Origin of the sequence: Sorangium sp. So ce406, assembly GCF_051474675.1 — a bacterium.
Classification (GTDB): domain Bacteria; phylum Myxococcota_A; class Polyangia; order Polyangiales; family Polyangiaceae; genus Sorangium; species Sorangium cellulosum_G.
Genome location: NZ_CP150340.1, coordinates 791,224 through 803,560 on the forward strand (window position 1 = coordinate 791,224; position 12,337 = coordinate 803,560).

General features: G+C 73.1%; 7 protein-coding genes. 4 read left to right on the forward strand and 3 right to left on the reverse strand.

The genetic code is table 11. The features are described 5' to 3' along the window. Nucleotides 1-305: 305 nt before the first annotated feature. A complete protein-coding gene (locus WME96_RS02940) occupies nt 306-3,440 on the reverse strand; it encodes a VWA domain-containing protein (protein WP_437288658.1) in 3,135 nt (1,044 codons plus the stop codon). 399 nt (nt 3,441-3,839) lie between these two features. Between WME96_RS02940 and WME96_RS02945 the strand changes: the two genes are divergently transcribed. The 3 genes from WME96_RS02945 to WME96_RS02955 all read left to right on the forward strand — a co-directional run bounded on the left by WME96_RS02945 (nt 3,840) and on the right by WME96_RS02955 (nt 7,588). Next, the gene (locus WME96_RS02945) at nt 3,840-4,985 is read left to right on the forward strand and encodes a serine/threonine-protein kinase (RefSeq protein ID WP_437288659.1); all 1,146 of its coding nucleotides are present in this window, start codon (nt 3,840-3,842) and stop codon (nt 4,983-4,985) included. 111 nt (nt 4,986-5,096) lie between these two features. Continuing rightward, nucleotides 5,097-6,473: an AAA family ATPase gene (locus WME96_RS02950; RefSeq protein ID WP_437288660.1), complete on the forward strand. Its 1,377-nt coding sequence runs from the start codon at nt 5,097-5,099 to the stop codon at nt 6,471-6,473. A gap of 644 nt (nt 6,474-7,117) precedes the next feature. Next, complete coding sequence (locus tag WME96_RS02955; RefSeq protein ID WP_437288661.1) at nt 7,118-7,588, forward strand: hypothetical protein; 471 nt, start codon at nt 7,118-7,120, stop codon at nt 7,586-7,588. Nucleotides 7,589-7,735: 147 nt separating this feature from the next. Here WME96_RS02955 and WME96_RS02960 read toward each other — a convergent pair whose 3' ends face one another. Beyond that, on the reverse strand, nt 7,736-9,805 hold the full coding sequence (locus WME96_RS02960; RefSeq protein WP_437288662.1) for a VWA domain-containing protein: 2,070 nt from the start codon (nt 9,803-9,805) through the stop codon (nt 7,736-7,738). Nucleotide 9,806: 1 nt separating this feature from the next. After that, nucleotides 9,807-10,694: a DUF58 domain-containing protein gene (locus WME96_RS02965; protein ID WP_437288663.1), complete on the reverse strand. Its 888-nt coding sequence runs from the start codon at nt 10,692-10,694 to the stop codon at nt 9,807-9,809. A 391-nt stretch (nt 10,695-11,085) separates the two neighbouring features. On the opposite strand from WME96_RS02965, the gene WME96_RS02970 reads away from it, so the two are divergent. Next, the gene (locus tag WME96_RS02970) at nt 11,086-12,243 is read left to right on the forward strand and encodes a zinc-dependent alcohol dehydrogenase (RefSeq protein ID WP_437288664.1); all 1,158 of its coding nucleotides are present in this window, start codon (nt 11,086-11,088) and stop codon (nt 12,241-12,243) included. The last annotated feature ends 94 nt before the right edge of the window (nt 12,244-12,337 follow it).

Below are 12,337 nucleotides of genomic sequence, written 5' to 3' on the forward strand. Positions count from 1 at the left end.
GAGCGCTCGACCGCGAACGTCGGCGCCTTGCCGGATGCCAAGCTCGTTCCTGGGAGTATGATGGGAAGAATTTGAACCACAGAGGCACAGAGGGCACAGAGGAAGAGAAGGAGAGGGGAAGAAATTTTTTTTCTCTCTCTCTCCCTCTGTGCCCTCTGTGCCTCTGTGGTTCCATCTCTCTCTCATGACCCGGGGATGACCTCGGGCGACGCGGCACGGTATCGACGAACTCTTGCGGATACCGCCGCTTCTCGCGCACCGTCGAGCGCGCTCACGATGCGCATCGCGACGGCCGACTGGCCATGTCACAGGCGACCGCGGCGCCGCGCCAGGATCTTCTCGGCGGCGGTGAGCGGCCGCTCCGCGCGCGGGGGCTCGTGGGCTCCCGGAGCCGCCGTCCCGTGCGCGCCCCGCCCCGCCTCCGGCGCTCCGGCCGCTCCGCCCTGATCCGGGCGCGCGGCCGCCTGCTCCGCCGTCCACGCCGGCTGCGCCGCACCCGGGGGCGGCGGCTTCCACGCCGGCGGCGCCGGCCTCCCGGGAGGCGCCGCCCACGCCGGCCCGCGCTCGCCAGGCCCGCCGCGCACGCCGCGCTCGTCGCGCTCGTCGCGCCGCTCGCCCTGCGCCCCCGGCCTCTCCGGCGTGCTCCCGCGCCGCTCGCGCCCGCGCTCCCTCGCCGACAGCAGCGCCCCCACCGTCGCTCCGGCGCCGGCCGCCTCGGCCGCGGCGCCCCACCGGCCCGCCCGCAGCCGCTCCGCCGCGCGCGCGGCCCACGCCGCCGCCGCCTCGGGCAGCGCGAGGCGCCGCGCCGCGACGGCGAGCAGCAGCGCGAGCGCGGCGAAGAGCACGAGCGGGGGCGTCGCGTCCCGGTACGCGAAGCGCCGCGACGCCCGGTCCTCGAAGATGCCCGCGAGCGTGTCGCGCCGCTTGCCCCCGGTGAACTCCGCGATCCGCCCGAGCAGCGACAGATCGCTGCCCGTCGGGCGCAGCTCCTCGCCGGCCGTCATCGCCGCGCCCGTGGTCCCGACGGCCTCGCCCGTGAGCTCGTCCCGGGCCACCGCGACGTACGTCCCCGGCCGCGACAGCGGCAGCGTCGCCGTGTACGACCCCGCGCCCGTCGCCTCGAGCGGCAGCTCGCGCGCGAAGCCGTCGGGCCCCGCGACGTGCACCACCAGCCGGCGGAACGACTGCGCCCGCCCGTCGTCGCCGACGACGCTCGCGCGCACCGACAGCTCGCCGCCCGACGCGTCCGCCTCGAGGCGCACCCGCGGATCCTCGGCCTTGCGCGTCACGTCGCGCGCGGCCTGCGCGATCATCCGCGCCGCGCCGGGCCACCGCGTCCACGCCGCGCCCCAGCGGCCCTTCAGATCGCTCGTGAACGCCGCGGCCCGGCCGAGCCCGGCCGACCACACCGCGAGCACCGGATCGCCCTCCGGCCCCGACAGCAGCACCGTCGCCCGGCTCTTCGGGATCGTCACCACGTACCCCGCGAGCGGCGGCGCCTCGCCGAACGGCACGCCGGCCGTGATCGACGACGGCGCGCCCAGCGCGACGTGGAACGGCTCCTCCACGAGCGCGCTCCTCGCCGCGAGGATCGTCTCCTGCGTGAACACCGCCGGCAGCCGCGTGGCGTCCTCGACCAGGTAGAAGCGGCCGTTGCCCAGGCGCGACAGCGTCTCGAGCTCCGGCACGTCGCTGCCCTGGCCGAGCGCCACGACGCTCGTCGTGATCCCGCGGCGCACCGCCGCCTCCACCATCGCGCGGCAAGGCCCCATGTTCTCCGCGTCCGAGCCGTCGGCGAAGAGCAGCACGTGCTTCAGGTTCGAGGCGTCCTGGTCGAGCGCGCGGTAGGCCGCCTCGAGCGTGATGTCGACGTAGATGCCGCCGCCGCCCGGGCCCACCGCGCGGATCGCCCTGTCGATCGCGGCGCTGTCCACAACCGGCCCGAGCGGCACGCTCCACCGCACCGCCGTGTCGACGTGCGCGACGCCGAGCCGGTCGCCGGGGCCGAGCAGCGCCGCCGACCGGGCGGCGGCCTCGTTGGCGAGCTCGAGCTTCGTGTGGGCGCCGGCGCTCGCCGCCATCGAGCCGGAGATGTCGATGCCGATCACCTCGGCCAGGCTCCCCCGACGGCGCTCCTGCTTCAGATCGAACGAGACGGGCGAGACCTCCTCGATCGGCGTCCGCGCGTAGCCGCCAGGCCCCATGCTCCGGTCGCCGCCCATCAGGACGAGGCCGCCGCCGAGGTCGCGGACGTAGCTCGCGAGCGCGTCGATCTGCCCCGGCGAGAGGTCCGAGGCGCGGATGTCGCTGAGCACCACGACGTCGTAGCCCGCGAGCCCGCCGAGGTCGGCGGGGACGCGGTCGAGGCCGCCCTCTGCCACCCGGAACGCGCCGCCCTCGAGCGCCCGCGCGACGAAGGCGCCCTGCCCGGCGTCGCCCTCCAGCACGAGCGCCGCGGCGGCGCCGCGGACGCGCAGGAACGCGCTCGCCGCGTTGTCCTCGGCGGCCTCGTCGAGCCGCGGATCCTTCGCGGTGATCTCGACGTCGTAGCGGTGCAGCCCCGGCCCCGGCGCCTTCTCGCGGATGCGCAGCACGTCCTCGCCCGCGGCGATGGAGGCGTCGGTGCGGGCGATGAGCTCGCCGTCGCGGCGGAGGCGGATCTCGACCTCGGCCGGCGACGGCGACGACGTGACGAGCCGCAGGTCGAGCGCCTCGCCCTCGTCGGCCCGCGCGGGCGCGCGCAGGGCGACCACGCGGATGTCGGGGACAGCCCGCTGCTCCAGCGGGATCACGTCGACCGGGAGGCCGGCCGCGACGGCGGCCGCGGCCGCGGCCATCGTGTCGCCGCGGGTCGCGACGCCGTCGGTGACGAGCACGACGCGCGCCGCGGAGTCGGGCGGCACCTCGGCGAGCGCGCGCCGGAGGCCCGCGGCGAGGTCCGTCCCGTCGCGGCCGAGCGCGACCCGCTGCGGGGCGGGGAGCTGCGATCGCGGGCGCGGCGGGTCCTCGGTGGCCGCGCCGGCGGCGAACGCGATCGTGGCGATCCGGTCGTCGTCGCGCATGCCGAGCTCGGCGATGGAGAGCTCGTGCGCGACGCGCTTGTCGGCGTTCGGGACGAGATCGATGGAGCGGCTGCGATCGACGGCGACCAGGACGGTGAGCCGATCGAGTGGCCGGCCGATCTCCGGCCCGGCCACGGCCATGGCCGCGGCGAACGCGGCGAAGGGGGCGAGGAGATCGCCGAGCCGCGCGCGCCACGCCCCCTGCGCGCGGGCGCGCGGCGACGCGAGCGAGAGCGCGAGGTACCGGAGCGCGACGAACGACGTCGCGCCCAGCGCGAGCACGGCGCCCCAGGGGCGCGCGAGCCGCAGGTAGACGTCCGGCAGCAGGCCGCACCAGACCAGGCCGACGTGGAGCGCCGGCAGCGCGCCCGCCAGCATCCACGCGAGCAGGATCGGGCGGCGAAGCGCGCCGCGGCGGAGGGCGAGGCGCAGCAGCGCGGCGAAGGCGAGCGCGCCGGCCGCCGTGGCGGCAAAGGGCAGGGCGCGCAGCGCGGCCGCCGGGATCAGGAAGGCCTCCGTTCGATCCGCATGCGGGGGTGCCGCAGTAAACCACCTTTGGGGCGCGTCGGGGCACGCCGCTTCGGCGGGGTGTGGCCGACTGCCCCATCGGGGCAACCGTGCGGCGCCGCTGTCGGTGTCTTGCGTGTTTCATGCGGCATTTCGGCCGTTCCTGGAAACCTTTCCAGGTTTGCCAGGGATGGCACGCCGTCTGCTTCCCACTGTTGACGAACCGGTCACGACCGCGGCGGGGCCGCGTGGCAGGGGGCAGGAGAGATCATGTCGCGCATCGAGACCACGGACGCCTGGAGCACCACGGACGACAGCTCATGGGACCTCGGCGAGGGGTTCGGCGAGTCGCCCTGTAGCGTGCACTACCAGGAGGGTGATCTCATCGCGGGCAAGTACCGGCTGCTCCGCAAGATCGGCGAGGGGGCGATGGGCACGGTCTGGGTCGCGACGAACGTCGCGGTCGAGTCGACGGTCGCGATCAAGCTGATGCGGCCCGAGCTGCGGTCGCCGGAGCTCGTGGAGTACTTCCAGCGCGAGGCGCGGGCCGCGGGCCGGATGAACCACGGGGAGATCGTGCGGGTGTTCGATCTCGGCGAGACCGCCGCGGGCGATCCGTACCTGGTGATGGAGCTCATCGAGGGCGAGTCGCTGCGGAGCGTGCTGGCGCGCGAGGGGTGGATGACGCCGGAGCGGGCGATCGCGCTGCTCCTGCCGGTGGCGGGCGCGATGCACGCCGCGCACGACAAGGGGGTCGTCCACCGCGATCTCAAGCCGGACAACGTGATGCTGGTCCGCCGCGCCGGCGGCCGGATGCAGCCGAAGATCATCGATTTCGGCGTCGCCAAGCTCCTCTCCGAGCGCGAGGAGAGCCCGGCGTCGGCGAGCTTCGAGGTCTTCGGGACCCCGGACTACATGCCGCCGGAGCAGGCGCTCGCGGCGCCCACCGTCGATCGCCGGGCCGACGTCTGGTCGTTCTGCGCGATGCTGTACGAGCTCCTGTCGGGCCGTCCCCCGTTCTCGTCGAGGAACGCGCTGGACGGCCTGCGGGCGGTGCTGCAGGACGCGGTGCCGTCGCTGGTCGACACGTGCAACCTCGACGCGGATCTCTGGGCGATCCTGGAGCGCGGGCTGCAGAAGGAGCCGACGGCGCGCTGGTCGAGCCTGCGCGAGCTCGGCGAGGCGCTCGCCGCGTGGCTCTGGTCGCGGGGCGTCCGCGAGGACGCGCGCGGGGTGTCGCTCCAGGGAGAGTGGATCCCCTGCGAGGACGTCTGTGTGCCGTCCAACTGTGGCGTAACGCCACGCCTTTCATGGGTGGAAGAGCGGGGCCGGCCAAGCCGCCGCTGGTCGTCGCGTCGGCGGGGTCACCGGCTGCACCGGGTCCGGCCGGCGGGTGAGCAGGCGGCCTGCCACTGAGGGCCGGGGCGCTGAGGAGCGGGGCAGGGGGATGCGCTGCGGGCTGACGGAAGCGCGGACCGCGGGTGGACGACTTGACCTTGCGGCCTGCGTCTTGCTCTGCTCTGGCCGGTGAACGCCCGCGCTACACCGTCGCTGCGCATCGCGCGGCTCGTGATCGAGAACTTCCGGACATTCCGGGGGCCCACGGAGATCGTCTTCACGTCCGGCGGCGCGGCGGATGGGATGCCCGTGTTCCACGGTCCCAACGGGGCGGGCAAGTCGAACGCGCTGGCGGCGATCGATCTGTTCTTTCGGTGCGCCTCGTACTGGTTGAGCTCCGTCGCTGGTGGTGGTGGGGCGAGCCCACCGGACGCAGCGTTCAAGCTGCAGTGGGGGTTCAGAGACGACCACTTTGGCTTGTTGATGAACCACCGGAGCTGGCCTCCCGGTATTCGCGATCCGCAGCGGATCGAGGTCCACTTCGACGATGCGTGGCTCGGCGCACTCCGCGTCACGTTGACCCCGTCGGGCAACGACGTCCTCCTCCGGCTGGAGAGGGCGACTCCCGCCTCAGCGAACCACTGGAGGGCTCCGCGAGCGCTGAAGAACGCGGGGGGGGTTGTGCTGAAAGATGGCGAGGGGAACAGGTTGCACGATGACGAGATCTCCCCGCTGAAGAATGCCCTGGAGGCGCCGCTCGGCCCCGGGAGCAAACCGTTCTTCCTGCTGGACGCTCGCCGTCGAGACTTCCGGGCCGTTGGCGAGGGGGTGCCGCGCGATGAGGGGTCCAGCACGCTGTCCGTCGCCACGGCCGAACGCCTGCTGGCGCTGGCCACCTCGCTCGACCCGGGCGAGACCGAGCGCTGGCGCGCCTTCGTGGACCTCATCCATCGGTTCAAGACGCTCTCGGATCGAGAGATCTCCGTGCTCCGCGCTCCAGTGGCTGGCGGGGAGGTGACCGATCTGCGCTTCGAGGTCCGGGGCAAGCAGATCCTCCGGCTCTCCGAGCTCAGCTCAGGAGAGCAGCAGGTGGTCGCCCTCGTCGCGGCCGTGCTCACGTCCCGCGCGGCGCTCGTCGCGATCGAGGAGCCGGAGATGAGCTTGCATCCCGAGAACCAGGAGCTCGTCCGCGACATCCTGCGCGAGCAGGCGCAGCGCGGGATCGTCGATCAGATCTTCCTCGAGAGCCATGTCCAGGTCTTCGACGGTCCGGAGGTGCTCCGGTTCAGCCGTTCCCCCGAGGGAGAGACGCTCGTCACGCGGCAGCCTTCGCGCTCGGACCGCGCGCTCCGGGCCCGCGCGCGCGCGAGCGGTGCCGACGAGCAGTGGGTCACGCCGGAAGGCTACACCCAGCTTCCTGCGGAGATGCGAAGCAATCTCAGCTTGCAGAACGGCGGGTATCTCTGGTTCTTGCGCTCACGGCCGGAGGGCCGCTGGGAGGCCTGGACAGAGGCAGAGCTCGACGAGCAGCTTGGCCTGGGCGACACGTCCTCCAAGGACGCTTGACGTGCGCCTCTGGATCGATACCAACGCGGCACGCAGCCCTCGCGCCATTCGGGACCTGTGCCGCCTCGCTCAAACCCGCGGGGTCGAGGTGGTCGTCCACGCTCAGGTCTATCTCTGAAGAATGGCGGCGGCTCCGCGAGGGCGTGCCGAGGCGCGCTTTGACCTGGGACGAGGCTGTTACCTGGCTTCAAAGCCTTCCCGCAACGGAGCCATCGCCTAGCCGAAGCGCGTAGGCGCCGCGCCCTGCGCGCCATCGAGGGGGAGGCGTGCCAGCCGGGTGGCCTGCGTTAGCTCGGCCGTTCCGATCCTGCCGCGCGCCCAGCTTCCGCCGCCGCCGCGGGGTATGCTCGCGACAGGTCGCGCATGAACCTCGCGGAGAAGCTCGTCCAGCCAGATCCTCGCTCCTGCGGCCTCGGGCGCCGTCGATTGCGGAGCTAGGCGAATCCTGGTAGGTGGCGATCTTGCTCGCAGCGTCCGGCGTCGGGCGACCGTTCGGCGGCTGCGGCCGACAACGAAGACGGTGGTTGGTCTCGAAGTGAAGCCTCATCGACCGCGCGGATCTTGAAGACTGACGACGCGTTCATCCTCGCGGGGGCCGCATGACCAGGGTAGAGGCGTTTGTTCCGACAGCGACGCTCTTTCAGATGATCGCCGACGTCGCTCGTCCTCACAAGGCGCGTCTCGTGCTCCAGCGTTTCGAGACCGCTCATCACGGCGCGGCGCTCTCCGTCGTCGAAGCAACCTCTCTCGCGGCTGACGAGTACCTGAGCGGCGGCTATGAGCTGGCGTATCTGGCGCTGCGAAAGGCGCCCGCGAGCGAGCAGGACTGGAGCTTCGTCGACCGTGAGGCCGCCGATCTGCTCGAGTTTGCCGGTGCGCGTCAGCGCGGTGAGGATCTCGAGCAGGTCACGATCCGCCCTTTGGCCAGGAAGACCAACGTGGCCAGGTTGTTCGCCGCAACGAAGGCGGCGATCGCGGCCACCTGCAAACAAGGGGTGATGCTCAACGGTCAGCCCTACCCGAAGATCTTCTACGCGAAGGAGCTCGAAGCTCGAAGATCTCGGCTGTGGGTCGATATCGAGACGAAGACCATATCAGCCAGCGTGATCGGGTAGGATCCTGGCGCTGCCGCGGGACGTCGGGCCAGGGAGCGCGCCGCCATGCACCTTTGCGCCTTTGCGCCTTTGCGCCTTTGCGCCTTGGCGTTGAACTCTCTCTCCCCTCGCGACACCGGTCCCTGGCAGGATCTCTGACCCGAGGTTCTAGCCGACGGGCGTGTCGTGGCCCTGCACCCGCCGGGGCACGCGCGTGAAATACCAGACGTCGAACACAACGAAGGCGAGCGCCGCGAGCGCGAGCAGCCAGGTCCACTCGGTGTGGGCGTCCGGCTCGCTCGACGCGCTCGAGACGGCGACCTCGCCGCCGCCCTCGGCGACGAGCGGCCTCGGCGTGAGGTCGCTCTCGGCGACGCTCGTCAGGTTGGCCGGCACCAGGACGGAGCCGGCCTGCGGCCCCTGCCAGGAGAGGCGGTAGAAGCCGGCGCGCGGCGTCTCGGCGATCACGGCGACGCCGCCGCGCTGCGCGACGTCGAGCCGCTCGCCGGCAGGGCCGATGGCCTGGAGATCGCGCGCGGTCGCAGGGACGCTCATGCGCAGCGGCTCGCCGGTGCGCGCGGGGCCGGTGATGCCGTGCGCGCGGTGGGCGCGCGCCTGCTCGAGCAGGTTGCGCACGAAGAGCACGAAGGACGCCTTGAGCGGCCAGTCGCTCTCGCCCACGTCGAAGCCGAGCAGCGTGCCGGTCCGCGAGGCGGTGGAGATGTCGGTCGCCACCGTGCCCTCCTGGGCGCGGATCAGCGTCCTCGTCGCGGACTCGGGCTCGAGCGAGGAGGCGGCGCGCAGGTGCACGCCGTCGAGCGTGAGGAAGCGCAGCCGCGGATCGGCCGTGTCCCACGACGTGAGCGTGGGCTGCTCGAGCGTCGGGCCGACGACCGTGCCGAAGCAGCGCCCGGGCGGCGGGTTCACGAGGAGGAGGTCGCCGCCCGGCACGTCGGGCGGGCAGGCGCCGTCGACCACCACGAACGTGTCGGGATCGAGCGCGGGCGCGCCGAGGAGCTCCGCGAGCGAGCCCGAAGTCACCGAGGTCATCGGGTCCGACGCGAGCGCCCGCGCGAGCCACGGAGAGCCGCTGGAGGCCGTCGCTCCCGTCGGACCGCCCTGGCCCGGCGCGCCCTGACCCCCGCCGCCCGACGCGAGGAACACCGGGAGCTTGTCGCCCGCCGGTACGCGGCCGTACGCGACGTCGTCGATCGGCATCGCGTCCCGCGGCGAGAGCTCGAAGAGCAGCCCCTTGCGGTAGTCGCCGGGGGACGGGCGGAACGTGAGCACCACCGGCAGGCGCTCGCCCGGCTTCACCAGCACGCGCCGCGAGCTGAGCACGTCGGACGCGTTGTCCTGCCGCATCGTCACGTAGAGATCGCGCGGCTGTGCCCCGAGGTTCGCGACCACGAGGAAGGCCTGCACCTCCTCGCGATCGTCGGGCCGCGGAGCGTCCGCGCCGCTCGCGCCGCTCGCGCTCGCTGCGCCGCTCCCGGAGCGCACGTCGACGCGGACGATCGCGGCGTTGTCCACCGGGGCGCCGACGGTGATGACCTCGAGCGGGAGCGACACCCCGCGCAGCGCGGCGGGGCGGGCCAGGTTGCCGTCGGTGATCACGACGATCCGGCGGGCGCCGCCGAGCTGCCGGAGCCTGTCGACCGCGAGCGCCACCGCGGCCCCGAGGTCGCCCTCGACCTCGCGCGCGGCGACGGTGTCCACCGCCGCCTTGAGCCGGACGAGATCGCGATCGAGCGCCGCGACGAGGCGCGCGTCGCGCCCCGCCTCCAGGATCAGCGCGTCGCTGCCCGGCGTGAGGCCCGAGAGGAGATCCCTGGCGAGCCGCTTTCCGAGCTCGATGCGCGTGGTCGCCTCGCCGGACGGCGACCGCGCGGCCGCGGACATCGAGGCGCTCGTGTCCAGGATGATCGCCACGTGGTCGCCGGTGAACGCGCGCCCGCGCGAGGCGGGGCGGGCGAGGGCGAGCGCGAGCAGCGCGAGCGCGAGCGCCTGCAGAACGAGCGGGAGCTGGGCGATGAGCCTGCGGAAGGGCGCGCGCGCCATGAGGTCGCGCTGCGCGGCGGCCCAGAGCCACGTCGAGGGGACGCGGCGGCGGCTCCGCTTGATCTTGAGGATGTAGAGGAGGACGAGCGGGCCGAGCAGCGCGAGCAGCCACAGGCCGCCGGGGGCGAGCAGCGAGAGCGGAGAGCCCGCCGAGGCCTGTGCGAGCGGCGCGGCCACCTCAGTCGACGCTCCTCGAGACGAAGCGGCGGACGGCGCCCTCGAGCGGCTCGTCGCTCCGCGCGCGCACGTACGTCGCCCCGTGCCGGCGCGCCCAGGCGCGCAGCGCCTCGCACAGGCCGGCGAAGCGCGCGGCGTAGGCGGCGAGTGCCGCCGCGTCCATGGTCACGTCGACGAGCGCCCCGGTCTCGGCGTCCTCCAGCGTCAGGTCGCCCTCGAAGCTCGGCGCGAGCTCCTCGGCGGCGACGACCTGGACGACGGCGACGTCGTGGCCCGCCTGCGCCGCGCGCCCGAGCGCGGCCGTGACGGGGCCCGGGTCGAAGAAATCGGAGAGGACGCACAGCATGCCGGGCCGGGCGCTCTGCCGCACGACGGCGTCGATCGCCCGCGCGAGGTGGGTCCCGCCGGACGCCCTCACGCCGTCGAGGGCGCGGAGCAGCGCGGCGAGCCCGGCGCGCCCGCGCACCGGCGCGTGCTCGCGGGCGATGCCGTCGCCCGCCACGAAGAGCTGCGCGCGCTCGGAGCGCGCGAGCGTCATGTAGCCGATCGCGGCCGCGAGCCGCCGGGCGGCGTCGAGCTTCGTTGGCTCGCCGAAATCGAGCGACGCCGACGCGTCGCAGACGATCCGGGCGATGACGTCCTCCTCGGCGCGGAACAGCTTGAGCACCGGCTCGCCGGTGCGCGCGTAGGCGGCCCAGTCGATGCGCCGCATGTCGTCGCCGGGCGCGTAGGCCCGGTGCTCCTTGAACTCGGCCGACCCGCCGCGGCGCCGCGCGAGGTGCTCGCCGGCCCCGCCGGAGCGGGCGCGGATCTCGAGCCGCCGCTGCAGGACCTCGAGCTCGCGGACGAAGCTCGCGCCGAGGAGCGGCTCGGGAGAGGAGGGGAGCATCGGGGAGGAGTAGACATCGTTGCGGCCGGCGGTGCCAGCGGGGTCGCGGGGGACGGCTGCTCGCGCGCGCGACGGGCAGAGACGAGCGGCGGACGGGCAGAGACGAGCGGCGAACGGGTCGAGTGCGGCCGGAGAGGCCGTGAACGAGCGGCGGACCGGCTCGGCTCGCCGCTGCCGTGCGACTCCGAGACAAACCGCCACCCTGGGGCACCGCGCCACATCCGGATTCGGCGCCGCCGTTCATTTTCCGTCCACTTCCGTCCACGGGCGCAGCTTTCTCCATGGCTCGCTTTATGCGACCGGCGCAGCGGTCCAGCAGTTCGTGAGTGGGCTCGACCGGGTAGAGCCGTCGATCGCCCGATACCGATGTTTCACCTGAAGAGGAGGTATCGTGAAGGCCCTTGTTTTCCACAAACCTTCCGACGTCCGCGTCGATAACGTTCCGGATCCCAGGATTGTAGAGCCCACCGACGCCATCGTGCGCGTCACCGCGACCGCGATCTGCGGCTCCGATCTCCATATCTACAACGGCTTCTTCCCCCAGCCGCGGCCGATGGTGCTCGGCCACGAGTTCATGGGCATCGTCGAGGAGGTCGGCCCGCAGGTCACGAAGCTGAAGAAGGGCGACCGGGTGGTCGTCCCGTTCCCGATCGCGTGCGGGCACTGCTTCTTCTGTCAGGCGGAGTTCCCCGTCCACTGCGAGCGCTCGAACCCCAAGCACTATGGCCCCGAGGGCGGCGTGATCGAGGGCAAGGGCGCCGCCCTCTTCGGGTACACGGACCTCTACGGCGGCTACAACGGCGGCCAGGCCGAGCTCGTGCGCGTCCCCTACGCCGACGTCGGGCCGCGGAAGGTGCCCGACGGGCTCACCGACGAGCAGGTCCTCTTCGCCACCGACATCCTCCCCACCGGGTGGACGGCGATCGAGTGGGCCGAGCTCAAGGGCGGAGAGACGGTCGCGGTGTTCGGCTGCGGGCCGGTCGGCCTCGCGACCATGAAGATCGCCTGGCTCCGCGGCGCGGGGCGCGTCATCGGCGTCGACCGGGAGGAGTACCGCCTGAAGAAGGCCCGCGACGTCGCCCAGGCCGAGACGATCAACATCGATCAGGTGAACGCCGTCGAGGCGATCCGCTCGATGACCGACGGGCGCGGCGCCGACGTGTGCGTCGACGCCGTCGGGATGGAGGCGCACCGCACCGTCCTCGAGAAGGCCGCCAACGTCATCCATGGCCAGGTCGGGACGATATCGGCGCTCAAGCTCGCGTTCAGCGCCGTGCGCCGGGGCGGCGTCGTGCCGGTCGTGGGCGTCTATGGCGTGCCATACGACAACTTCCCGCTGGGCCAGTTCTTCGACAAGGGCCTCAGGATGCGGGCCGGCCAGGCCCCGGCGCAGAACTACATCGATCAGATCCTCAAGCACATCCAGGACGGCCACCTCCGGGCGGACGACATCATCAGTCACCGTCTCCCGCTCTCGCGCGCCCCGCACGGCTACGAGGTCTTCAACAAGAAGCTCGAAGACTGCGTCAAGGTCGTCCTCACGCCCTGACGCCCCGCCTCCGATCGCCCGGCGCGCGCTCGACCACGCTCGACCGCGCGCGCCGGCTGACACCGGCGTCAGGGGCGCGCCGCGACGCTGCGTT